We start from the raw sequence: 24,015 nt of genomic DNA, 5'->3' as shown, positions 1-24,015 counted from the left end.
TATTCGCCTCGATGCTCCTGCACCAGACGAACGGCGCGTTCGCGTACCTCGGGGGAAAACTTGTTCGACTTGCTCATGGCTCTATCTTCTCAAGAGTTAGAGCCTCCTCAAAACCCGGGGCGGTTCAACCTCAGCCCGCAAGGCCAAGTCGGTCTGACTCCACTTTCGTTTTGTCCGCAGGCTTCGAAGTGCCTGCCCAAATGCTTCGTCCGGTTCCAAGTGCTTGCCCAATAAATTGAGCAAGGGCCACGCTTTGGACCGCCCTCATTGCTGCATATATACGGCAGTTAAACCAACCAAAGAAAGGCCCAACCACCGCCGCCGAAGGGACCACTCCCGGACGCGCCTTCAACCCCCAACCAACGCTTTTCGTACGAGGCAGGAACTGCCGACTACATCAAGGCCGACACCGATTCACCGCACCACCCGCTCAAGGTCCTCAGGGAACACAGTGAGCACTGCCACATCTGGAAGGTCGAGGGAGATGGCTTGATCAGTGAATACGGCGCTGTGGGCACGACTGTGGACTGCGCGCAGTCATGGCTTCGCAAAATCGAGCCGCCTAAAGAGACTTCTGGCAAGAGCATCGAAAAAGAGGTTGATGCGCCTTTGACACACCTTGATTGTCAGCAACATCGGCTCTGACACCGACCGTGCCACCGACCAAAGCTTGGTGGGTTCGGAAACCGAACCTTAGGCAGCGCCCTTCGAGCGGAAGAACGCCGCCTGGGTGTCAACAAAGCGCACTCAAGGAATGCGCCGCCGACGCATCACCCCGCCAAGCATGCCAATACCAAACAAAGCCAGCTGCCAAGTTTCGACTTCAGGTACAGCCGTGGTGGTGAAAGAGTTACTTGTCTCGGACCCACATTGGGACAGGACACTGCTACCCGCAGCGGAGCACGAAACACCAAGATTGCTGGTATATAGATTTGCACCAGCCAGAGGCGCAGCGCCCGCCCCTAAATTTCTGATGATCAAATCTTGCTTGGCCTGAAAGGCTGTAGCGTAGAAATTGAAATGCCCGGCATCACTCTGGGCGTGCCCTGAGGGTCCCCAGTCAAACGTCACGGTTTGTATACCGGTGACGACGTCATTGACGACAGACGCCGTCAGGGCTGGATTGGGGGCATGAATATTGAACGTTGTTCCAACAGGAAAAGTGCCAGAAGGGTTGACTGGCGGTGCGGGGTCGGCAGAAGTGTCTCCCCAACTTCCAAGCCAGCCCGAGTAGATCGGACTCAGCATATCTGGCGCAAAATTGATGGAGAATGCACCGTTGTAATACGTTGCATCCACCGGATCCACCACCAACAAAACTATCGCACCAGCGACCACGTATTTACCCGCTCCGTCTGCCGCGGCTTCCGCTACAACAGCAGCACCTACGGCCCCCGCACCGGTTCCAGCAAGCGTGGCAAGTGAAGCCGCGGCGGATGGCGCACCAAAAACAGATGCAAATGCATTGGCACGAGTCGGCATCGCGCCCAAGCTCACAAGCACTGTTATTGCGAAAAGATATTTCCGAAAAATTCGATTAGCTTCCATCACACTTCTCCTTTTGCAAAAGAAAGAAAGGTACTGGTACTACCACGAACGATATACAAAGTGCTGGATGCCGCCGCAGAACGAATGCCATGCGCGCAATCATGAAGTGCGAGGCATTCAATCAAATTTGGCGCAGCATAAGCTGAGGTTCGGCAGGGGTCAAGGATCTCGGATCCATGGCAAATCAACGCCCCGGGCTGCACCCTGGCTTCGCTGCGGGACGCCAGCGGCACGGCCACCTTGGTTCGGCTGACAACCAAGCCCTCTGATCGGGCATAGGAAGCACGTCGTCAAGCTAGAATCCAAAACGCCTCAAGCAGCAGTGCTTGGGGCGTTTTTCTTTATCCCTCTTGATGCGACTTCGCCAATGAGCACCTTACCCGCCTGCCCCCATTGCCAGTCCGCCTTCACCTACGAAGATGGCACTCAGTTCATTTGCCCTGAATGCGGCCACGAATGGTCAGCGGCGTCCACCGCATCGTCGGCCCCCGATGACATCCGCGTGGTGCGCGATGCCAACGGCAATGAACTCAAGGACGGCGACACCGTCACGGTGATCAAGGACTTGAAGGTCAAGGGATCTTCGCTCGTGGTCAAGGTTGGCACCAAGGTCAAGAACATCCGCCTGGCCGACGGCGATCACGACATCGATTGCAAAATCGACGGGATAGGCTCAATGGGGCTGAAATCAGAATTTGTCAGGAAGCTCACATGAAACCAATCCAAGCTGGCGACCACGCCGAAATCATCGAAGGCGCCCTGGGCACCAAGGGGCCCAATGTGGGCAAGAAAGTCCGCGTTGTGTGCCTGCGTGGGGAACACAGTGAGCACGGCCGCATCTGGAAGGTTGAGGGCCAAGGCTTGATCAGTGAATATGGCGCTGTGGGCACGACGGTGGACTGTGCTCAGTCATGGCTGCGCAAGATTGAGCCGCCTGAAGAGACTTCTGACAACAGCGTCGAGAAAGAAGTGGACGCGCCTCTGACGCATTCGTGAGATGGGGCTCTAACGGCTCAGTTGACGTCTGTCGGTAAGCTCATCTGGATCAATAGCCGAAAGCCAGTTGCTGCATTTGCGCTTCAGTCAGCGTGGCTCGGCTCAGCTTCCACCCCCCACTTTGGCTGCCGGTCACCATGATGGCCGTTTCCTTTCTCAGATAAAACACGGAGCATGAATCTCCATCGACAATTTTTCGCGTCACCTTCAGGACCTCGTTGATCGCATAAACATGTTCGTCGCAGATCTTGACGAGTCGGTCGCCGGGGCGGAGCGCTTTTGCCATGGGAGATGTGTCTGCCACCTGGACGACCACCAGTCCATTGGCCTCATGTTGCTTCTGAAATGCCACGCCATTGAAGGGAGGAAGGCTTGACAGTGAAATCAACTGGTTTGCCTTTTCAACGCTCCAATCCCTGAAACGGCTGTTGGCCACGGAGGTCGCAATCTGGCCATAATCCTCAATGGCGCTTCCATAATGACCTGAATCCTTCATCGCCTTGGCTCGCCACCACAATGCGTTGTCGTAAGAATTTCTGTCTGGATATTTCTCAATGACCTGGTTGAAGATGTCAAGCGCCGCCGGAACATCGTTCTCTACGATTAATTTGTGGTACCCGATCTCTGTCAGCACATCATCTTTCAATGCATGGTTTTCTATTTCTCGATCAAAACGATTCAGATAGACAATGGATGTCTTGTAATCGTTAACGCGCCGGGAAAGAGATGAAACAATGTACAAAGCCCTAGGGTAATCCTCCGGCTGCGCCTGCTTCAAAACATCCAAACAAATGACAAGCTGTGAACGAACCCCTTTGACCCAATGGGGGCTAAGTGATTTTTTGTCATGTTCCTTGATCAGCGGCTGCATCTCCAGATAGTTGCCGGGAAAACAATTTTTCCCAGAATTTTCTTTCGATAAGATCTTCAATGCATCCAAGAGTTTTTCTTGTTCGAAAACAATGCCGGCGCTGCACTTGAGCGCCAGCGATTGCTGTTTCTTGCAAACGTTGTCGGTCAGTTGATACGCCCCGTTGAAATCCCCATTTGAAATCAACTTCGAAAGCGCTACGTATGTGGGCGCAAGCGCCATTTCCGCAGCGCTTTCCACCATCGTCTCTTGAATCTTTGCCACATAACCGAGCGCTTCGTCACGGCGCCCCAGTTCCGCCAGGGTGGAGATGAGAAGCATGAGCCCGTCCTCATACCTTGCAGAATTGGCATGCTCGGACGCGAACATCTTCAAATACCGCGCCCGTTGTTCTCCCTTGGTGAATTTTGCGGCGTCAAACAACGCAAGATCACGGAAAGATGAATTTCGAACCTCGGTGATCAGTTCGTCGAATTGATCCGTGAAATAAAGCGCGAAGTCTTCATTCGCCACTCTTTTCGACAATGCTTCACGACGTTTTATTCCAAGCAATTCGAGGATACGCTTTTTTGCCTGGGGAAGAAGCTCCCAGCCATGCTCAGTGCGCAGCCTGGCCGTGCGAAGGCTTTCCATCATCCCGAAGGGAATGTGCGCCCAAAACTCCGAGAAATCATCGCGTTGGCAAATTTTTCGAAATTTTGCCGCCAGGGCTTCAGCATAAGCGGCACCTTTTTGAAGACTGATGGCACGCAGATGGGCATGGACTGAAAATAAAAATGTTCGATCGGTGCGGAGTTTGTGTTTGTACGCGTCGCAGATGAACAGCAGCCCTTCCTCGTGCAGATTTTCAACATAGTAGGTCGCTGTGATCAAGCCTCGAATTTGGTCCGCGTTGGGTTGATCTGGGTCAAGCTCCAAAGATTTCGAGAAACCAATCCGGGCCTCGGTGTAGTTTTTGTTTTTGAATTCAGACGTGGCCTGTATGAATAACGCTAAGCCTTTGTTCTGCGCAAATTTTCCGAGCAAGGGGCTCGCGAAGGCCATTATCATGGTCGCAAAGCAAAAGACAAAAATGAGGATGATGAATAAACGGATGAATTTATAAAGATTGTGTTCCTTCAAGCGCGTATTCAAACTTCGATCCATGAGGGCAAGTACACGCTTGTTGGTCATCGTGCGGTAGGCAGCAATCGTCAGAAGCGAGATGCAGAATGCCGGAAGTGCATATTCGGATGGCACCCTGGGCAGCAAAGAGAGAAGTTCTCCCATGAATCCTCCACTGGTTCTGTCGCTGAGTGTCGCATGCGGTACATCAGATTACCCCCCCTAATCTGAAGTTTGAAATGAGCCCTTTGCCGCAGAGGGCGTGATGTCCAGAGCATCACGGGCGGAACCATGCAATGGCCCAATATGCTGAAAGCTCGATAAAATTTGAATGGTTCGAGGTACCGCTCCCTTCGCCGCCTCACGGCCGCGCCCGGTACAGGCGCAGGTTCGGGAGAGGTACCTCATCATGAATCCCCAAACATTCGCCTGGCTTGTCCTTGCAGCCAGCGTTCTCGCTGAGGTGCTGGGCACCCTTGCGCTGCGGTACACCGAGGGCTTTACCAGAGTTTGGCCATCGGTCGCCGTGGTGGCTTGTTACTCATGCGCTATTTGGCTGATGTCAGTCGCACTCAAACACATCGAAATGGGCTTGACCTACGTTGTGTGGGCTGGCACCGGAACAGCTCTCACCGCGTTGCTGGGCATCATGTGGTATCAGGAGGCCACCTCTGTTTTGCGCTTAGCGGGACTCGGTTGCATCGTGGTTGGCGTAATTGCGCTCAACCTCAGTGCTAAGTAGAGCGGCCCTGTGTCTGGGGACGACCTACGGGTGTTGATGTATCAACGCGTCCGCGAACTGGGCTCGATCGGTCTACGTGCGAGACCCCGATCTCAACCTCATCGATATCTCAGAATTGGCCCACCGCCTATGAACCTCAAAAAATTCGCCTTCACTTCCCTGGCCGCCCTTGCCATCACCGCCACCGCTGGCTGGTTTTCGCTCGACAAAGAGACCCGCGCCCTGCTGGCCACGCACCCCACCAACGCGAACGTCCTCTTCTGGACCCAAGCCCAGCGCGACGCAGGCTTCCGCGCCCTAGACCGATTGCCCATCCTCGCCAAATCACGCGCCATACCCACCGGCACCAATCCCTTGGCCTTGCCGCCAGGCCCGCCACTGCGCTTGCCCTTGGATGTCGACGCCTTCATGGCCGGCCAGCGCAGTGCAGCGCTCATCGTGCTGCACGACGGGAAGGTGCGCCTTGAGCGCTATGGCCTGGGCTTCGATGGCAACGGGCGCTGGACAAGCTTCTCGGTCGCCAAGTCGGTCACCTCCACCCTGGTGGGTGCCGCCATCCGCGACGGCTTCATCAAAAGCATGGATGACAAGATCACCGACTACATCCCGGAGATGAAGGGTTCGGCGTATGACGATGTCAACGTGCGGCAGTTGCTGACAATGACCTCAGGCGTGCGCTGGAACGAAGACTATGCCGATCCAAACTCCGATGTGGCGCGCTTCAACAACCACAAGCCGGAAGAAGGCGTCAATGCGCTGGTGAGCTACATGCGCCGCCTGCCCCGTGATGTGCCCGCAGGCACGCGTTGGCACTACAGCACCGGCGAGACCAACCTGATCGGCATCCTGCTGGGCCAGGCAGTTAAAAAACCACTGGCCACCTACCTGTCAGAGAAGATCTGGGTGCCAGCCGGCATGGAACAGCAAGCCACCTGGATTTTGAGCAAGACGGGGCAGGAGATCAGCGGCTGTTGCATCCAGGCCGCCGCGCGAGACTACGCTCGATTCGGGCTGTTCATCGCCGACGGCGCCCGCGTCAATGGGCAAAGCATCGTGCCTGAGGGTTGGCTGGCCGAGGCCACCAGCACGCGTGTGGACATCGGCCAGCCAGGCCGCGGCTATGGCTACCAATGGTGGACATTTGCCGACGGCAGCTTCATGGCACGCGGCATTTTTGGCCAGGGCATCTTCATTGATCCCAAGCGCAAGCTCGTGATCGTCACCAACGCCAACTGGGCAGGCGGCGCACGCGACGCAGTGGCCGCGGCGGCCCGCGAGGCCTTCTTCAAGGCCGTGCAAAAGGCGGTGGACGCCGAAGCAGCCCAACCCAGGTGACTGATATCGCCCCAAATGAGGGGGCAAGTCCCCCGCATAAGTGGTGCACAGGCTTAAGTGCCCCTTTACACTTCTTCACCGGCAATCTTGGCTTGGCTTTGTCGCCCTTGGCTCGTCAGCGGGCGGCAACTTGTCGTTCACACCAACCATTGAGGTGGACTTTGCTCAAATCATTTTTATTTTCTGCGCCACTCATCAGTGAACGCATCACCGCCACGGGCGGCCGGCCCAGCGGCTTCGATTACATGCGAATCACGCTGGCGTTGATCATCCTGTGCTTTCACACGGCGGTGACCACCGGTGGCATGGTCACGCAACAAGCGATCAATTCGTCACCTGCCGGGCTGCTCATCGGCATGCTGCTGCCGCTGTTCTTCGCTTTGAGCGGCTACCTTGTCTCAGGCAGCCTGGAGCGCTCCAAAAGCCTGGGCGTTTTCCTGGGCCTTCGGGGGCTGCGCATCTTCCCGGCGCTGGCCATTGACACCCTCTTGTGCGCGCTGGTGCTGGGGCCACTGGTCACCACACTGCCGCTCAACGACTATTTTCAGCACCCTCAATTCATCCAGTACTTCCAGAACATCCTGGGGATCATTCACTATCACCTGCCCGGGGTGTTCGAAAGCAACCCGATGAGCGAGGTGAATGGCCAGCTGTGGACCATCCCGTCGGAACTTGAGTGCTACATCCTGCTGGCCGCATTGGCGGCGGTCGGCCTGCACAAGCGCCGATCCTTGCTGCTGGGCGTGGTCATGGCGGCGACCGCGGCATTGGAATACCGCACTGCCGTGCAAGGCGTGCCCGGCTGGGTTGGCCGAATGATCGTGCTTTGCTTCATTGCCGGCGTCTTGGTCAACGCCTACCGTGATCGAATCAGGCTCAACGGCGTGGCGTTCATCGCTGCCACCGCACTGACCGCCATCTGCCTGCGCACGCCAGCACTGATCTACGTGACGCCGTTTCCGGCCGCCTACATGATGGTCTGCCTGGGGTACCTGAACCCGCGAAAGAGCAAGTTCCTTGAAAGTGGTGATTACTCTTACGGGCTGTTCTTATATGGCTTTCCCATCCAGCAACTGATCGTGGCCACCACCCATTTTGGCCGCACTTGGTACGGCAATCTGGTGTTGAGCCTGCCCATCGCCTTGGCCTTCGCCGTCATGTCCTGGCACGTGTTTGAAAAACGTGCACTGAACCAGAAGAAGTACCTGTTCGCTTTCGACCGCTGGTGGGTGAGCACCGCCCCTGGCCGACTTCTCAGGGGTAAGGGATGACCCATCCAGTCCCCGACGGCCCCCCGCCGAGAACCCATACGGCATCCTGCACGGCCAAGTGGTCAACAGCCACATGCGCCCCGACCGGAAAACCTGCCGCGCCATGTTGATGCGGGCGGTGCAAACGCGCTGAGCGCGCCTTACTGAAAATGCAGGCTCAGCGAGATTTTCGACTGAGCATGAGCCAGACCGTGCCATGCGCGGCCAGGCCGATGCCCCAGCCCCAGGCCACGATGCTGGCCCAATCGTGCTCGGCGGAAGTGGTCTGGTTGATGCGCCACAGGCCCGCCACCACGATGACGTAAACCACGGCATGGATGACGAAGCTCAGTTGCAACAAACTGCGTTGACGGGTGGCCATGGGTGCGGTCCGGTTCAAGGTTGAAAGACCCTGGAATCTAGGCCTCAGGCGCCGGCCTGGCTCGCCTTTGGCCGCCACGGGTTTGACTGCTGGCGCCAAAGATGTAAGCACATGATTGCGCGGCCCACGCGCGCCAAAAATCCGGCTCATCCGATACGACAATACACGTCCCGCAACAAAGAGCCATCCACCCGATGGAAGCCCCATGACTCAAGAGAAAAGCCCTTCGTCCGAAACGATTGCCGGATGGGACTCCACCACCGTGGCCGGCAAAGGCGTCAGGTTGCGCTTTCTCAGCCAGGGGAAAAACCCGGGGCAACTTGAGTCGGGCGCATGGGTCACGCTGAGTGCCAAGCAATGCCAGGCTTTGGCCGAAGAACTCCTGCAGGAATCGAAAAAGATCTAACAGGTGGCCGCAGTTGCCGGCGGGCTGGTGCGCCGGCCCCTAGCAATCGCAGGCAACTCCACGTGCGTGTGCAGCAGTGCAGAGGCCACCAACGTCGCTGGCACGGCCACCAGCACCGCCGCCCAAGCGGTCGGTACCAGGCCCATGCCGAATTGCGTCACGCAAACCCAGGTCACCAATTGCAAGATGGGCATGTGGATCAAATAGGTGGCATATGACCGCTCACCCAGCCAATGCGCAATGGTTGAGTTGAACGCTTTGGCGAAGGCCCACCGCGCGCCTTGGCTGACATGGTCAGAGGCCGACTTGTTCAGCAGCATCATGCAGACAAATGCCGCCCACGCCAGGATCGGGTTGGTGCCCGCGGCGCTCATCAGCAGGCCCGAGGCCAACACCAGCCAGGCCAGCGGAAACGCCGAGAGACCTGCATCTGCCCTGAGCCAAAAACGCGTGCTCATGCCCACGCCAAAGTAAAGCGCCGCCCCTGGCAGCACGCTGGGCAGCATGAACTCACCAAACACCCCTTTGGTGTACAGCCTGTAGCCCCAGATGGCCAAAGCGGCCAGCGCCACCTGCCCCACGCGGTGGGTGGCCAGAGCGACCGCCAAAGGTGCCACCAGGTAAAACTGCCACTCCAGCGACAGGCTCCAGGCCGGCCCCAGAAACATGTACTGCGACTCGTACAGCACCTGGCTTGAAACGGCCCCGTGCAACATGGACAGGTGTGCCGCCAAGTGCCAAGGCCAATCACCACTGGCCAGACTGTCGGATTGCATGAGCAAGCGATGCGTGGCTGGCGTCAGCTCACCCCAGGGGTGAGACAGGAAGGTGTCAAAGGCCAGGTAGGTGCCGCCAATACCGGCCAGCAACGCAACGGCGTACACCGGGTAGATGCGCAAGAACCGGCGCGTGATGTAGCGGCGGTAAGGTTCGCGGCGCTCCAGCAGCAAATGCGTGACAACAAAGCCGCTGAGGATGGTGAACACCATGACCGCACCATCGGCCAACTGGCCCATGGGCTTGGCCAGCCATGGCAGCAGTTGACCAAGGCCGGTGTATGACAGGATGTGGCCGAACACCACCGTCCATGCCAACCAGGCCCTGAGTCCCTCCAGTCCGCCAAACCGCCGCATCGTGTCCGCCCCGGGCCAAAGGGGCGGATTTTAAGGCTCAGACTTCGGGTGGATCCATGAAGCGCTGGAAGTGCCGGTGCTTGGCGATCGCAGCCTTGAACATGGCGGCCGTGGTGACCGCGTCCGCCGCGGTGCCCACGATGATGCCTGGATCAGGCTCGCCCCAAGGCAGATCGGGCGAGGCCCCGGCCGCTTCCAGCAAGGTGGCGCCTGCGCCCAGCACCAGGATCGGCTTGCAGTGACGGTACTGGTCCCGCACGAATTCCAGGGCTGGCCCCACCCCGACCAGCGAGGCAATGCCAGCCTCGCCGTCTGGGATCACCAAGGCGTCGTACAGCACTGACGGTGACGCTTCCAGCGTGATGTCGACGTGGATGGGCGTGTCGGCCAAGGCTTCGACCGCGCCCAATTGCACACCGACGAAACGCGGCACGGCCCCTTCCTGGATCAAGGACGTGTAGATGGCTTTGAGGGATTCGGGCTCAACGCCATCGGCCACCAACAGCGCCACGCGGCGCGCCTTGATCGAGCCATCGCCCGGCCGGGCCAGCAGTGACAGCGCGGGAGACGGCTCGTACACGGGCGCAGGCTGGTCGGTGGCCAAGGGCATGGGGGATGGCACAAGGATGCCCAGTCCAGTGGCCACGCCCAAGGCCAGATCGGCATCAACGTTGGCCAGCATCGACACCACGCGCTCGCGGATGGCCTGGATCTGCACGCGGCTCAACTCGAAGCGGTAGGCCTTGATGATGTGTTCTTGCTCAATGGGTGTCTGGCTTTGCCAGAACAAGGTGGCCTGTGCGTAGTGCTCGGCAAACTTCTCGGGCTTGCCGCGAACCTTGTCCTCAGCCACCGGCTGGGGGAAGGAGGTGAAACCGGTCATGCGCCCAGCCTGGAAGGGGCAGCCACCGCCCAGCGAATTAGGCTCGTAAGACACACGGCCACGGTGCACGGCCTGGCGGTGCATGCCGTCGCGCTGGTTGTTGTGCACTTGGTTGACCGGCGCATTGATGGGGATCTCGTGGAAGTTGGGCCCGCCCAGGCGCGAGATCTGGGTGTCCAGGTAAGAATGGATGCGGCCTTGCAGCAAGGGGTCGTTGCTGAAGTCGATGCCGGGCACGATGTGGGCCGTGCAAAAGGCCACCTGCTCGGTTTCCGCGAAGAAGTTGTCGGGGTTCCGGTTGAGCACCATCTTGCCCACGATCGTCAGGGGCACAAGCTCTTCCGGGATGATCTTGGTGGGGTCCAGCACATCGAAATCAAAGTTGTCGGCCTGGTCCTCGGTGAAGATCTGCAGGCCCAGCTCCCACTCAGGGAAGGCGCCCGCCTCGATGGCCTCCCACAGGTCGCGGCGGTGGAAATCAGCGTCGGCCCCGGCAATCTTGACGGCCTCGTCCCAGTCCAGCGAATGGGTGCCGGCCACGGGGTTCCAGTGGAATTTGCAGAACACCGACTCGCCAGCCTCGTTGACCAGCCGGAAGGTGTGCACGCCAAAGCCTTGCATGGTGCGGTAACTGCGTGGAATGGCCCGGTCGGACATCTGCCACATCAGCATGTGGGTGGACTCGGGCATCAGCGACACGAAATCCCAGAAGGTGTCGTGCGCCGATGAGGCTTGCGGCATGGCATGGTGCGGCTCGGGCTTGACGGCATGGACCAGGTCAGGGAACTTCATCGCGTCCTGGATGAAGAAGACGGGGATGTTGTTGCCGACCAGGTCCCAATTGCCTTCGTCGGTGTAAAACTTGACGGCAAATCCGCGCACATCGCGCACGGTATCGGCCGAGCCACGCTCGCCCGCCACGGTCGAGAAGCGCACGAACACCGGAGTGCGCTTGCCCGCCTCTTTGAAGGGCGCCGCTTTGGTGAAGCCAGTGAGGGGCTTGTAGCACTCGAAGTAACCGTGGGCGGCCGATCCGCGCGCATGCACCACGCGCTCTGGGATGCGCTCGTGGTCAAAGTGGGTGAGCTTCTCGCGCAGGATGAAGTCTTCCATCGCGGTGGGCCCGCGCAGGCCGACCTTGAGCGAGTTCTGGTTGTCGGCAATGGCCACGCCCTGGTTGGTGGTCAGCACCTGGCCGCCCGAATCCACGCGCACGCGGTCGAGCGACCCCACCGTGGGGTTGTGCCCCTCGGGTGGCAGGCCCGCGCCAACCTTCTCAGACACCGCCTTCTCGCTCACGGTGCTGGCCGTGGCCAGTGGTGTGCTTGGCGTCGCCGATTGGCCTTGCGGAGGCTTGTAGGCGGCCTCACCGTGCTCGGCGGGCTTGTTCTGGTTCCACACCATGGCCGCGGCCAGATCGGCGGACGCGCTGACTTTGTTGACCAGGTCTGGCAACACTGGGTCGGTGGCCTTGGAGGCCTTGGGGGGCGGTGTGGTCGAAGGGCCGGACACGGTGGCCAGGGTGGAGCCAAGATTCAATTCGGTTTTGGAAGGTGTGCTCTTTCGCGTTGCCATGGGTCTCTTTCAATGTGGTGGCGATACAAGAGACCCAGCAGCAATCGGGGTGCCGCTTCGCAGCTTGGCGCAAAGCTTGCTGCAAGTTCAGGTTTACAACCTTTGGCACACCTCATGCAAGACACACGAATCCACCTGATCGGCGGTGAAAAAGGCGGGGTCGGCAAATCGATGGTCTCGCGCCTGCTGGCCCAGTACTTCATCGACCAGCAACTGCCCTTTGTGGGGTTTGACACCGACCGGTCTCACGGCGCCCTGCTGCGCTTTTATGCCGGCTTTGCCTCGCCGGTGCTGATCGACCGTTACGAAGCGCTTGACCACATCGTTGAGACCGCGATCGAGAAGCCCGGGCAACGCGTGCTGGTGGACCTGGCCGCGCAAACGCACGAGCCTTTGGTCAAATGGATGGAGGAATCAGGCGTGCTGGACATGGCCGGCGAAGCCGGCTTCAAGCTCACCTATTGGCACGTGATGGATTCGGGCCGCGATTCGGTCAACCTGCTGACGCGCCTGCTGGACCGCTTCGGCCCGCGCCTGAACTACGTGTTGGTGCAAAACCAGCTGCGCGGAGATGATTTCAGCCAGCTTGAGAAATCAGGCCAGCTTGAACGCGCCTTGGGCCTGGGCGCCAAGGTGATCGCCATCAAGCACCTGCACGACAACGTGGTGCAGAAAATCGACGCCAACAACGTGAGCTTCTGGGCAGCCAAGAATGGGGGCGATGGCAGCGGCCTGGGTTTGATGGAACGCCAACGACTGAAGACCTGGCTACAACACGCCTATGGCGAGCTGGCCAAGGCCGACGCCTGAAGAGGCGTGAAACTCAGGCGGCCGGCTTGGCTTGCATGGCCGCCAGGGACTGCGTGCCCACGATGATCATCCGCACCATCGTCACGAGCTGGGCGGTCAGCTCGTCCTGTTTATCAGGGGGCATGTCCATGGCGGACGCACCCATGGTGAACACCAAGCGCGTGATGGCCTTGGCGGTCAGCGCCGGCTCGAACAAGCCGGTTTGATTGGCGGCGGCCAGTCGGATCAGGTCCAGCCGCAGTTCGTCTTCAAAAAAACGCAACTCGCGCTCGACCGCCTGTTTGTAGGCATCAGAGCCCACCGTGCCCTCGCACAGCAGGATGTGCAGCAGCTTGTCGTCGGAGCGAAGCTGCTCCATGAAAGCATGGATGGAGCCGGCCACCACGCTTTGCTCGGCCGTGGCCCGGTGCCGCGCCTCACCGATGATTTGCCGCAAAGAGCGCCCTGCCCGGTCGATCAAGGCCACGGCCAGCTCGTCCATGTCACGAAACTGGCGGTAAAAGCTGTTGGGGGCAATGCCGGCCTCTCGGGCCACCTCACGCAGGCTGAGTGACGACACGCTGCGGTGAGGCCCCACCAGCTTGAGGGCCGCCGCGATGATGTCCTCTCGGGAGATCACGGCTTTGCGGCCCACGGCGTGGCTGGAAGGCGCCGCACCGGGCATGGTGGAAGGAAGGTCTAGGGACGTGTCCAAGGGCCGGCGCGCTTTGTGAAAAGAGACCGAGGGATTGTACCGTCAAACATTAATATACAACCGTATAGACAAATGTTCTAAATTACCTACAATGCGGTCAACGTCTGCTTTCGGAGACCCTGTGACCGCCCGTTCCACCCAGAGATCGCTGAGCCGCCTGATCGCCCCTTTGATCAAACCATCCGTGTTTGATTTCTGGGCCGGACACCTCAATCCTGCCTGGTCATGGGAGCGCCCCTTGGCACGCGTGGTGGCCCGCCGCATTGAAGCCCAGGGCACCGTCACCCTGGACCTGAAGGCCAACCGCCATTGCGGCGCCATCCAGCCCGGGCAGCACGTCAACGTCAGCGCCGAAGTCAATGGCCGACGCGTGACGCGCAGCTACAGTCCCACGCGCATCTCCCGCTCGGGCAAACGCTTGTCGATCACTGTCAAACAAGTCGATTGCGGCAAGCTCAGCCAACACCTGTGCCGGCAAGCCAAAGTGGGCGATGCCCTTGAAATTGGCCTGGCGTTTGGCGACATGTCACTGTCACAGGTGTCCTCAGGCGGCGCACAAACCCCCGGATCAATCCTGCTCCTGGCCGCCGGCAGCGGCATCACGCCCTTGATGAGCCTGACCCGAGCCCTTGACGCCGCAGGCCTGACGCACGACCTGACCTTGATCTACTGGGCACGCACGCGCGCCGAACTGTGCTTCATGGCCGAGTCGCGCGCATTGGCCGCCCGCCAGCCGCGCTTCCAGGTTCACTTCGTGCTGACCCAGGAAGCCCAACGTTTGAACGGTGAACACGCCGAACGCCTGAATGCCCAGTTGTTGGCCACCCTGGTGCCCGATCTGGCGCAACGCCGCGTTTACGCCTGCGGGCCGGCAGGCTTTGTTGACACCGCACGCGCCCTCAGCGTGGGCCATGCCTTGTCGTTCGTGGGTGAAGCGTTCACGCCGCGGCCCTTGGCCACCACGGATGCCGTGGGCACCGTGCGCATCAACCTGGCCCTGAGCGGCCGCACCCTGGAAGTGCCCACCGGCGAAGCCTTGCTGCCTGCCCTGGAAGCCCAGGGCCTGAGCCTGCCTTCGGGGTGCCGCATGGGCATTTGCAACACCTGCGCTTGCGGCAAGCAAAGCGGCATCACACAGAACCTGCACACCGGCGACAAGGAAGACATCCCGACCTCGGCCTTGCGCTTGTGCGTCAGCCGCGCCTGCACCGACCTCACGCTCGACCTTTGACGAAAGCTGATCCAGCATGACTTCATCCAAATCCCTCAGCCGCCCCCTGAACGACGAAGAACTGGCGCAGTTTGGCGCGGAGATCGATGCCCTGCGCGCACGCACCGTGGCCGACTTGGGCGAGCGCGATGCGCGCTACATCCGCCGCGTCGTCAAGGCCGTCAACTACCTGGAAGCGGGCGGCCGCGTCATCCTCATGGCCGGCCTGTTCCCGCCCGCATTCGTGCTGGGCACCTTGATGTTGGGCGTGTCCAAGATCATCGAGAACATGGAGGTGGGCCACAACGTCATTCACGGCCAGTACGACTGGATGGGCGACCCATCGCTGAACGGAAAGACCTACGAGTGGGACATCGTCGGCACGGCCGACAGCTGGCGCAAGACCCACAACTTCCGCCACCACACCTACACCAATGTGCACGGCATGGACGACGACATTGGCTACGGCTTGCTGCGCCTGTTCCCCGAACAGAAGTGGAGCCCGTTCTTCCTCTTCCAGCCCCTGATCGCGGTCATCTTCGCGCTGTTGTTCCAGTGGGGCGTGGCCATCCAGGACCTGCGCCTCGGCCGATATTTCAAAGGCAGGATTACCGGCAAGCAGTTGGGCGAGCAATTCAAGCCAGTGGGCAAGAAGATGCGCTACCAATTGCTCAAGGATTTCGTGATCTTTCCGCTGCTGGCGGGCCCGTTCTTTCTGCCGGTGCTGTTGGGCAACCTGATCGCCAATGGCATGCGCAATGTGTGGACCTACAGCATCATCTTCTGCGGCCACTTCACCACCGATGTGGAAACCTTCCCGCGCAGCATCGTGAAGAACGAAACACGCGGCCACTGGTACGCACGCCAGATCAAGGGCTCATCCAACCTCAAGGGAGGACGCCTGCTGAACCTGATGTCGGGCAACCTGAGCTTTCAGATCGAGCACCACCTCTTCCCTGACCTTCCAGCCAACCGCTATGTCGAGATGGCGCCCCAGGTTCAAGCCATCTGCGCACGCTACGGCCAGCACTACAACACCGGCTCATTCGCCCGCCAATTCGGTCAGGTCATCTGGCGCATCCTGCGTCACGCCTTGCCCAGCCGGCCCAAGAGCTTGGCGCCCGAGGGCGACTGGGCCATGGACCGGTCCTGACACTTCATCAGAAGCGGTATTTCACGCCCAAGGTGGCCAGATCCACATCCTGGCGGCCTTCGTTCTGGAACTTCAGCTTGTGGCGTTCCCAGTCCAGCGTGACGCTCCAGTTGCGCGTGAAGTCAAAGCTCACGCCCGCGCCATAGGCCAGGGCAAAGGCATCTGCTGAGCCGGCGGGCGCCACCACACCGGCCGCAGGCGCGCTCTTGGTCCAGCCATAGGTGGTGCCCACCTTGCCGACCAGCGTGAACCTGGGGCCCAAGGGCACGAAGCCGGTCAGCATGGCGTTGACGCCCCGGGCCTTTTGCGTGCCACCGTTGTGATCGGCATCACCCCATTGGATGTAGCCCAGCTCAATGCCCAGGTAGGGGTTGAACATGCCGCCGGTGTAAATCTTGCCGGAAGTGTCCGGATCTTCGCAGCTCAAGCCCGCCACACAGGTGGTGTGCAGCTCGCCCTTGCCGACGCTGATGCCCACGTAGCCAGAGGTGGTGTAAGGCAACCATGAGTAGCGCAGATCACTGGCGGATGGGCCTTGGCCACCGTAACCTGCAGCGGGTGGATCTTCAGGCAAGGCAGGCTGCGCGCCACCCTGGCTTTGCGCCATGGCCGGCCCTGCCATGGCCATGGAGAGCAAGGCCGCAGCCGATGCGGCCGTGAGGCCGGTTTTGAATTGACGACCAAGCGTTGGTTGCATGGGTGCTCCTTTCAATGGGTGACTGGTGAGATGAAAATGCACCACCACATGGCAATCTGCGTGCCGCCGCGAGGGCGGTATCCCGATTGCTGGAAGAAGGCATTCCTTCTACCGGAGACCGCCATGAGTGTCACCGACCGCCTTTGGCCCAATGGCCCCGTGGACCTGCCACCCGAAGCCGGCAACCTCACCGCATCACGCTATGAACCCGATGAACAGTGGCTCAAGCAAGCCAATGCCGAGTTCCAGAAGGCTGCACTGTGGCGTTGGTTCGCGACCCACCTGGAAGATCCGCGAGATGCCGTGCCACACAGCGAACAAGGTGATGACTACCTGTGGGGCGACGGCGAGCCCGTGCTGGCCGACCGGGCCTTGAACGAGCGTTTCGGTTCGGTCGTGCCAAAGGAGGTGCTGGGTGAAGTGGTTTCGGCCATCCGCCATGAGGTGGGCAACGAGTGGGCGCACAAGCGCCTGGACAAGGCAGGCGGCTGAAGTGCCGCCGCCATGGGTAAGAGGGCAAGCAGTAAAGGGCAACCGCCTATTTGTTGCCAGCCTTGTTGCCCTTGTCTTCCTGACCGCTCAGGCCAGCGCCCTCGCTGCCAGCCGATGACGAGCCCTGCTGCCGCCGTGCACGCCATTCATTGAAGTCGTTTGAAAAGTTCTGATAGCGTTCTTGATGCCATTGGCGGTAATCCTCGTCAAAGCGGCGCATCTGCTCTTCACGCCATTGTTGGTAGTGAGGATCCTCGTGGCGTTGCTGTTGGCGGGAAGACGGCGAGCCAGCCCGCTGGCCAAAATGCTCGCGGCCAAACTGGTCAAACTGCTGCTGGCTGAAATTGCTGTTGTCGGCCCGGAACCCGGCGTCGAAGGCGCCCAAGCCTGAATAGCCCAGCCCCCCATGTCCGGTTGCCCCAAAACCGCGGCTGCCGTAGTAGGAGCGTTGTTGATGCTCCGACGGGTTCCAGCCCTCCCCCGATGCGCCATAGTGGTCCCGGAATTGCCGTTCGTTGTGGTCGTCCTGTTGGTCTTCACCATAAGACGGTGAGTAGGGATTGCCGTAACGGTTGCCCGATGGCTGTCCGCCAAAGGGGGTGCCGCCGTATTGCGACGACCCGCTCGAACCACTGAACTGGCTGTGTTGGTCTTGCCGGCCGCCAAATTGGCCGCCCTGCTGGCCACCTTGTTGCCTGCTGCCTGGCTGGTCACCCCAGCTGGACTGGCCGCCTGGTTGCTGATTGCGAAAACCTTCGTCGTTGTTACGTCGTTGAGTCATGATCTTGCCCTTTCATTTCCTCGTGGAGTTCAAACAAACCGACGCTTGCTTTTGACAGGCACGGTTCGCTGGAAAAGGGGCAATCTCCATTCCTGCGAATGGCGTCAACGGGGCTGCGCCGGTCCTCGCTTGGTGCCCGGCAGCAACTGGTCTGCGCCTTGGCCAGAGGCAGTCTTTACGGGGCCAGATTGGCGATCCAGCTCCTGGGTAGGTTCGATCTCGGTGAGGTTGGAATCGGGCACAGGGGTGCCCCTGTCCTTGGCCGTGCCTTCATTGCGAGGGGTGCCGGGGCCATGGCCCACACTCACGGAAGCAGAATTAGTCATGATCGCGTCCTTGGAAACATGCGGTTGGTGGGTTTAACCCAGCAAGGCATGTTCCTGCGATCAGGAAACCTGCTCAGGTGAAGGCGTGGCCAGTCGCAATTCCTCGACGGTGAAGCCTTCCTTGGTCAAGGCTTCGCGTATCCACGAGGGTTGCGAACCTTCTCCATTCCAGGTTTCACCCGTGTGGGGATGCTTGTATTTGGGGCCTGCGGGCACGGGCAATGGCTCGGGTTTGCGCACGATCATCTCCGACTCCTCGATGCCCAATTCATCGGGCGATATTTGCCAGAAATCGAGGAGTTTCCTGATCGAACGCAGTACTGCTTCTTGTTCTGCGGTCAACATGGTTTTTTCAAGATGGAATCACGTCTGAGGGTGTTCTCTTGGTATTCAAACATTGAATGGAATATCAATCGGGGTAATTATTCACGCAGGTTCAACATGCGGTCAATTTCAGAAAAAAGCTGGACGACATTCAAAGGTTTGGTGAGGTAAACATCAAACCCCGCACGTTGGGCTTTGGCCACATCGCTGGGCATGGCATTGGCACTCAGCGCAATCAAAGGGATGTGGCGCGTGGCGGGATCACCCTTCAAACGGCGGCACAGCTCAATGCCATCAATGCCCGGCAAATTGATGTCGATCACCGCCAGGTCGGGGGGATTGGCCCGGGCCATCGCCAAACCTTGCAACCCATCGGTGGCCACCTCGACCCGGTAGCCCGTTTGCAGGGCCATCACGCCAGTGAACAACTCAACATTCGACGGATTATCCTCGACATAGAGCAATCGGCTTTCGGCCATCACCCCTGGCAATGCAAGGGAATTGCCCTCGGCCTGCGCCAGTTTCTCGGCCACGCCGGCCGGTGGCGCGGCCGCTTTCAGGTGAACCCGGAACGTCGACCCTTGGCCGAGTGATGATTCCACGGTCAATTGCCCACCCATCAGCTCGACCAGCCGGCGCGTGATCACCAGGCCAATGCCCGTGCCCTGGATCACCTCGCCTTCGGTCTCGAACCGCGTGAATGGCTGGAACAGGCGATCGAGCTGCTGCGGGGTCAAACCACGCCCTGTGTCGCTCACCACCAGCACCACCTGCCCCGGATTGCCTGGCTCCACGGTCACCGTCACTGTGCCCTGATCACGGTTGTACTTGACGCCGTTGGACAGCAGGTTGCTCAGCACTTGTTTAAGCCGCTTGCGGTCGGCCACCACCCAGGTTACCTCGCCTGGATTGCCGCGGTTGAGCAGCACCACGTTGCGCTCCTCGGCCACCGGCGCCACCATCTCCAGGGTTTCCTCAATGACCAAGCCCAGGTCCAGGGGCTCCATGGAGGTGCCCACGGCGCCGGCCTCGATGCTGGCCAGGTCGAGCACTTCGTTGATCAACTCGAGCAGGTGCCAGCCGGCCGCCTCGATCTGGCGCACCTTGTGCAGGTCAGCCTCGCTGAGCGGCGGCCTGGCCAAGGCCAGCAATTGGGCGAAACCCAGGATGGCGTTCAGGGGCGTGCGCAACTCGTGGCTCATGCCAGAGAGGAACTCGGTCTTGGCGCGGCTGGCGTGCTCGGCCTCTTCTTTGGCCTGCTGCAGCTCGGTGGTGCGCGACTGCACACGCCGCTCCAGCTCTTCGTTGGCGGCACGGAGCTCCTGCTCGGCCTTGATGTAGCGCGTGACATCGTTGATGACGGTCATGCCCGCATAGGGCGCGTCTTCGCCCTCGCGGTACAGGGGCGACACGTTCACTGAACCCCAGATGCTGGTGCCATCGCTGCGCTGGATTCTGATCAACTCGCCACGCACCGGCTGGCGGGATTCCATCATGCGTTGGAAGGGCAACTCGTTGGGGGCGTACTCGCTGCCATCCGGCCGAAACTGCCTGATGCCATAGCGGACAGGGTCGCCCGAGGCCGTCACCGCCGTGGCCTGCTCTCGGGTCACCCCATACAAGGCCAGCGCTGAATCATTGAAGTCCAGCAATTTGAGACTGCGCTCACGCACCACCATGCCTTCGGCCAAGGTATCGATCAGCAAGCGCAGGTAGGACTCTTTCTCTTTCAGCGACTTGACCTGCGAACGCACCGCCAGTGCCATGCGGTTGAAACTTTCCGACAAGTGGCCCAGCTCATCATCCCGCCGTTTGGGCAGCACGCGAGGGGGCTCCCCCGCCTCGATGGCAACGGCGGCCATTTGCAGATGGCGCAAAGGCCGGCTGATCTGGCGCCGCACGATCCACGCCAACAGCAGCAGCTCGGCCAACAGCGCCAAGGCACCCAGCATGACCACGTTGCGCGCTGCGTTCATGGCCAGTTGGTCCACCACGCCGCGCGGGTAAACGGTCACCGTGTACCAATTGGGCCCCGCGATGTGGGCAATGCCCAGCACCAACGTGTGGTCGCTGGTGTCCCTCACCACAGGGGCCTGGCCAGCCTGCTTCACCTGCCGGTAGATCTCGGTCAGCACCGGGTCTTGCAAGGCATCGAGCTTGAGTTCGCCCTTCGCTGACTTGATCTTGTCCATCAAGCGGGGATGCGCGATCAGCTCGCCCTTGTCATTGAATATCAGGCTGTAGACACCCTGGGTGGTCTGCTGGATGGTGCGGGTGATCAAAGCGTCGATGGAGACGTCCTGGCTTGCCAGGCCAACCCATTCGCCATCCACATCGATCGGCACCACGGCAGAGACCATCCAGGTGCGGGCCTTGTCGTCGAAGTACAGGTCGGTCCAGGTGCTGGATCGTTTTGGATTGCGACTGGGCGACGCGTCACGCAGAGGGGCATGGTCGAACTCGTTGGTGTCCTTGTCCAACAGCCGGCCCCAATTCACGCTGGGCGAATACATGATGATGCCCTTGCCTTGCAATGCGATGTAGGCCGAGTAGTAGCGCTCGGTCATCAGCGGACCCCACTCGCGCAGCAGTTCAAACGCCGTCATCACCTGGCGGCGCAGCAAGGCATCGTGCTTGGCGCCGGGCAACAGGCCCACACTGGGCAGGCGGAGGTGGTCATCGCGCTCTGGACGCACGCGCGTCACGCCATCGCTGTCACGCACAAACCAGGCGTTGAACTCGGCTCGCGGATCAAGGTCGTCCTTGGCCTGCAAGCGCTCCAGCCAGGCGTTGCGCAAGCGCAGTGTGTTGTCTTGGGCAAACTGGAAAGGCTGCGCGTCAAGCTCATGGCGTGCCGCTAAAACCTCCTGGAGGTTCTGGGCGGTCAAGGCCCGAACGTCTTGCAAGGTATCGCGGTAGATGAGGGCCGTCGTCAAGCCCGTTGCGGCCGCCATCAGCAGCCCCACCTGCAGCAACACCCGACTTGAAAGGCTCAAACTCATCTTGATTTGGCTCTCCGCCTGAACGCCACCCCACATGTCATTCTGGTGCATGACGCCCTTTGAAGGCCGAAAATGTGGGTGGGGAAGACCCTTAAGACTGATCCAGTCTAGACTCGTTCAATGGACGCCCTCTCTTAGCCATGAAGCTCGCGCTGTTGTCCGACCTGCACGCCAATCGCCAGGCCACCGAGGCGGTGTGGGCCCACGCCCAGGAGCAGGGGTTTGACCAGTTGGTGTTGCTGGGCGACTACGTGGATTACGGCGCGGACCCGGCCTGGACCGTGGACTTCGTGCGCGATCAACTGCGGCATGGGGCAATTGCCGTGCGCGGCAACCACGACGATGCCATCGATGGCCATGGCAGTGCCGACCTCGCGGGCCATGTCGTGCCCTCGCTGGAATGGACGCGCCAACAACTCACTCAGGAGCAGCATGTCTTTCTGACGTGCCTGCCCCTGACCGCCACGGTGGGCCCCTGCCTGATGACCCACGCCAACGCTCATGATCCCGTCAACTGGGGCTACATCCACAGCCGGGTGGAGGCCACGCGCAGCCTGCTCTCGACCGACCAACGTTTCGTCTTTTGTGGCCACATGCACCAGCCCTGCCTGTACCACCTGAGCGGCACGGGCAAGTCGGGCGAGTTCAGCCCCGTGGCGGGGGTGCCCATCGAGTTGTCGCCTGCACGGCGCTGGCTGGCCATTCCCGGCTCGGTGGGCCAACCGCGCGATGGCAACCCCGCCGCCTGCTACGCCTTGTTCGACACCACCAGCGAGACCCTGACCTTTCACCGCGTGCCTTATGACCACGAAGAAGCGGCCAGGCGCATCATCGCGGCTGGGCTGCCCAGCCACCATGCCGAGAGGTTGAAACATGGCCACTGAGCCGACCCGGCTTGAAGCCGGCCAGGTCGTCGATGGCTTCCGCCTGGATGAGCGCCTGCACCAAGGCGGCATGGCGCATTTGTGGTCGGTGACAGCGCTCGATGTCCCCACCGACATCCCCTTGATCATGAAAGTGCCGCGCATCAAAGGTGGCGAGGATCCGGCCAGCATTGTGGGCTTCGAGGTCGAACGGATGATCATGCCGCGCCTGAGCGGGCCGCATGTGCCTCGCTTCGTGGCGCGGGGCGATTTCACCCGCCAGCCCTACATCGTGATGGAGCGCATTGGCGGAGAGACTTTGCGGCCACGCTTGCTGCAAGCGCCCTTGCCAGCGGACGAAATCGCCCGCCTTGGGGCCAGCGTGGCTCAGGCCTTGCACGCCCTGCACTCGCAGCACGTGGTGCACCTGGACATCAAGCCCAGCAACATCATGTTCCGCGAATCGGGCGAGGCGATGTTGGTGGACTTCGGCCTGTCACGCCACGACCAGTTGCCCGACTTGCTGGAAGAGGAGTTCACCTTGCCGATGGGCACCGCGCCCTACATGTCGCCCGAGCAGGTGCAGTTCGTGCGCACTGACCCGCGCAGCGACCTGTTCGCGCTGGGCGTGATGATGTACCACCTGGCCACAGGCGAGCGGCCCTTTGGCCAACCCACCACCGTGGTCGGCCTGCGCAAGCGCCTGTACACCGAACCCATGCCGCCGCGGGCCTTGCGCCCGGACCTGCCTGCGTGGTTCCAGGAGATCGTGCTGCGTTGCCTCGAGGTCGACCCCGACAGCCGCTACCAGACCGCCGCGCAACTGGCCTTCGATTTGCAGAACCCCGGCCAGGTGGCCTTGACAGGCCGCGCCACCAAGCTGATCAAGGCCGGGCCCATCACCACTTTTGGACGCTGGTTCAAGGCCATGGGTGCCGAGCCCAAAGGCGATATCACTGCCACCTCGCAGGTGGAGCGCAGCCCCATCATCATGGTGGCCATCGGCTTAAAATCCAGCCCGCTGGAGCTGCAACAAAAGCTGCTGACCACCGTCGGCCGCATCCTGCAGATAGAACCCAAGGCGCGGCTGGCGTGTGTCAGCGTCATGAAGACCAACCGCGTGGGGATGGACAAGCTGACCGACGATGTGGGCAACAGCCTGCATGTGCAGCAGTTGGTGGCCATCAAGCACTGGGCGCGGCCTTTGCAGCAATCATTGAAGATGGAAGACCAGCGCCTGACCTTCCATGTGCTGGAGGCACCCGACACCGCCACGGCCATCGTCGAGTTCGCCACGCGCAACCAGGTCGACCACATCGTGATGGGTGCGCGCGGCAACTCGACATTGAGGCGCTACCTGGGCAGTGTGTCTGCCCAGGTGGTGGCCGAGGCGGAATGCTCGGTCACCGTGGTGCGGGTCCTGCCTTTTTAACCTTCC

General features: G+C 60.6%; 23 protein-coding genes. 12 read left to right on the top strand and 11 right to left on the bottom strand.

The genetic code is table 11. The features are described 5' to 3' along the window. Positions 1-747 precede the first annotated feature (747 nt). Entirely contained in the window at positions 748-1,548 is an 801-nt protein-coding gene (locus LQ232_RS07790; RefSeq protein WP_230179687.1) for a PEP-CTERM sorting domain-containing protein, read from the bottom strand. Between the two features lie 367 nt (positions 1,549-1,915). Here LQ232_RS07790 and LQ232_RS07785 point away from each other — a divergent pair, with 367 nt between their 5' ends. Further along, positions 1,916-2,263, top strand: a complete 348-nt coding sequence (locus LQ232_RS07785; RefSeq protein WP_230179686.1) for a zinc ribbon domain-containing protein YjdM — start codon at positions 1,916-1,918, stop codon at positions 2,261-2,263. Then, complete coding sequence (locus LQ232_RS07780) at positions 2,260-2,544, top strand: hypothetical protein (RefSeq protein ID WP_230179685.1); 285 nt, start codon at positions 2,260-2,262, stop codon at positions 2,542-2,544. Before LQ232_RS07785 ends, LQ232_RS07780 begins: the two co-directional genes overlap by 4 nt. Positions 2,545-2,593: 49 nt before the next feature. Here the strand turns inward: LQ232_RS07780 and LQ232_RS07775 are convergent, their stop codons facing one another. Continuing rightward, positions 2,594-4,684 carry a PDZ domain-containing protein gene (locus LQ232_RS07775; RefSeq protein WP_230179684.1) on the bottom strand — a complete coding sequence of 697 codons (2,091 nt, stop codon included), beginning with the start codon at positions 4,682-4,684 and terminating at the stop codon, positions 2,594-2,596. Positions 4,685-4,928: 244 nt separating this feature from the next. On the opposite strand from LQ232_RS07775, the gene LQ232_RS07770 reads away from it, so the two are divergent. From LQ232_RS07770 to LQ232_RS07760, 3 genes are all read left to right on the top strand, one after another. Further along, the gene (locus LQ232_RS07770; protein ID WP_230179683.1) at positions 4,929-5,261 is read left to right on the top strand and encodes a multidrug efflux SMR transporter; all 333 of its coding nucleotides are present in this window, start codon (positions 4,929-4,931) and stop codon (positions 5,259-5,261) included. A 129-nt stretch (positions 5,262-5,390) separates the two neighbouring features. Then, on the top strand, positions 5,391-6,596 hold the full coding sequence (locus LQ232_RS07765; protein WP_230179682.1) for a serine hydrolase: 1,206 nt from the start codon (positions 5,391-5,393) through the stop codon (positions 6,594-6,596). A gap of 245 nt (positions 6,597-6,841) precedes the next feature. Further along, positions 6,842-7,867 (top strand): acyltransferase, encoded by a 1,026-nt coding sequence (locus tag LQ232_RS07760; RefSeq protein ID WP_230179681.1) that lies wholly within the window; start codon positions 6,842-6,844, stop codon positions 7,865-7,867. Between the two features lie 157 nt (positions 7,868-8,024). Here LQ232_RS07760 and LQ232_RS07755 read toward each other — a convergent pair whose 3' ends face one another. Continuing rightward, positions 8,025-8,228: a 2TM domain-containing protein gene (locus LQ232_RS07755; protein ID WP_230179680.1), complete on the bottom strand. Its 204-nt coding sequence runs from the start codon at positions 8,226-8,228 to the stop codon at positions 8,025-8,027. 205 nt (positions 8,229-8,433) lie between these two features. Here LQ232_RS07755 and LQ232_RS07750 point away from each other — a divergent pair, with 205 nt between their 5' ends. Further along, complete coding sequence (locus tag LQ232_RS07750) at positions 8,434-8,634, top strand: hypothetical protein (protein WP_230179679.1); 201 nt, start codon at positions 8,434-8,436, stop codon at positions 8,632-8,634. Here the strand turns inward: LQ232_RS07750 and LQ232_RS07745 are convergent. Next, on the bottom strand, positions 8,631-9,767 hold the full coding sequence (locus tag LQ232_RS07745; RefSeq protein ID WP_230179678.1) for an acyltransferase: 1,137 nt from the start codon (positions 9,765-9,767) through the stop codon (positions 8,631-8,633). The two genes, LQ232_RS07750 and LQ232_RS07745, sit on opposite strands and share 4 nt — an antisense overlap. A 37-nt stretch (positions 9,768-9,804) precedes the next feature. Then, the gene (locus tag LQ232_RS07740; RefSeq protein ID WP_230179677.1) at positions 9,805-12,225 is read right to left on the bottom strand and encodes a catalase; all 2,421 of its coding nucleotides are present in this window, start codon (positions 12,223-12,225) and stop codon (positions 9,805-9,807) included. A 114-nt stretch (positions 12,226-12,339) separates the two neighbouring features. Here LQ232_RS07740 and LQ232_RS07735 point away from each other — a divergent pair, with 114 nt between their 5' ends. Next, positions 12,340-13,035, top strand: a complete 696-nt coding sequence (locus tag LQ232_RS07735; RefSeq protein WP_230179676.1) for a mobilization protein — start codon at positions 12,340-12,342, stop codon at positions 13,033-13,035. 13 nt (positions 13,036-13,048) lie between these two features. On the opposite strand, the gene fabR is transcribed toward LQ232_RS07735, so the two are convergent. After that, the gene (gene fabR, locus LQ232_RS07730) at positions 13,049-13,729 is read right to left on the bottom strand and encodes an HTH-type transcriptional repressor FabR (RefSeq protein ID WP_230179675.1); all 681 of its coding nucleotides are present in this window, start codon (positions 13,727-13,729) and stop codon (positions 13,049-13,051) included. A 121-nt stretch (positions 13,730-13,850) separates the two neighbouring features. Here fabR and LQ232_RS07725 point away from each other — a divergent pair, with 121 nt between their 5' ends. Continuing rightward, a complete protein-coding gene (locus LQ232_RS07725) occupies positions 13,851-14,960 on the top strand; it encodes a ferredoxin reductase (protein ID WP_230179674.1) in 1,110 nt (369 codons plus the stop codon). 16 nt (positions 14,961-14,976) lie between these two features. After that, on the top strand, positions 14,977-16,092 hold the full coding sequence (locus LQ232_RS07720; protein ID WP_230179673.1) for an acyl-CoA desaturase: 1,116 nt from the start codon (positions 14,977-14,979) through the stop codon (positions 16,090-16,092). 7 nt (positions 16,093-16,099) lie between these two features. Here LQ232_RS07720 and LQ232_RS07715 read toward each other — a convergent pair whose 3' ends face one another. Further along, entirely contained in the window at positions 16,100-16,789 is a 690-nt protein-coding gene (locus LQ232_RS07715; RefSeq protein WP_230179672.1) for an outer membrane protein, read from the bottom strand. A 123-nt stretch (positions 16,790-16,912) separates the two neighbouring features. Here LQ232_RS07715 and LQ232_RS07710 point away from each other — a divergent pair, with 123 nt between their 5' ends. After that, positions 16,913-17,281: a hypothetical protein gene (locus LQ232_RS07710; RefSeq protein ID WP_230179671.1), complete on the top strand. Its 369-nt coding sequence runs from the start codon at positions 16,913-16,915 to the stop codon at positions 17,279-17,281. Positions 17,282-17,327: 46 nt separating this feature from the next. Here the strand turns inward: LQ232_RS07710 and LQ232_RS07705 are convergent, their stop codons facing one another. The 4 genes from LQ232_RS07705 to LQ232_RS07690 form a co-directional block, all read right to left on the bottom strand. Next, positions 17,328-18,062: a hypothetical protein gene (locus LQ232_RS07705; protein WP_230179670.1), complete on the bottom strand. Its 735-nt coding sequence runs from the start codon at positions 18,060-18,062 to the stop codon at positions 17,328-17,330. A gap of 104 nt (positions 18,063-18,166) precedes the next feature. Continuing rightward, the gene (locus LQ232_RS07700; RefSeq protein WP_230179669.1) at positions 18,167-18,388 is read right to left on the bottom strand and encodes a hypothetical protein; all 222 of its coding nucleotides are present in this window, start codon (positions 18,386-18,388) and stop codon (positions 18,167-18,169) included. Between the two features lie 60 nt (positions 18,389-18,448). Further along, the gene (locus LQ232_RS07695) at positions 18,449-18,733 is read right to left on the bottom strand and encodes an H-NS family nucleoid-associated regulatory protein (RefSeq protein ID WP_230179668.1); all 285 of its coding nucleotides are present in this window, start codon (positions 18,731-18,733) and stop codon (positions 18,449-18,451) included. A 77-nt stretch (positions 18,734-18,810) separates the two neighbouring features. Continuing rightward, positions 18,811-21,714, bottom strand: a complete 2,904-nt coding sequence (locus LQ232_RS07690) for an ATP-binding protein (RefSeq protein ID WP_230179667.1) — start codon at positions 21,712-21,714, stop codon at positions 18,811-18,813. 140 nt (positions 21,715-21,854) lie between these two features. Between LQ232_RS07690 and LQ232_RS07685 the strand changes: the two genes are divergently transcribed. Together LQ232_RS07685 and LQ232_RS07680 are read left to right on the top strand one after the other, a co-directional pair. After that, positions 21,855-22,598, top strand: a complete 744-nt coding sequence (locus LQ232_RS07685) for a metallophosphoesterase (RefSeq protein WP_230179666.1) — start codon at positions 21,855-21,857, stop codon at positions 22,596-22,598. After that, a complete protein-coding gene (locus LQ232_RS07680; RefSeq protein ID WP_230179665.1) occupies positions 22,588-24,009 on the top strand; it encodes a bifunctional serine/threonine-protein kinase/universal stress protein in 1,422 nt (473 codons plus the stop codon). Before LQ232_RS07685 ends, LQ232_RS07680 begins: the two co-directional genes overlap by 11 nt. Positions 24,010-24,015: the final 6 nt, after the last annotated feature.

The sequence above is a fragment of the Aquabacterium sp. CECT 9606 genome (assembly GCF_918741295.1).
Lineage (GTDB): Bacteria > Pseudomonadota > Gammaproteobacteria > Burkholderiales > Burkholderiaceae_C > Aquabacterium.
The sequence above is the reverse complement of the archived record's forward strand: the minus strand, read 5'-3'. Positions and strand labels throughout refer to the sequence as shown.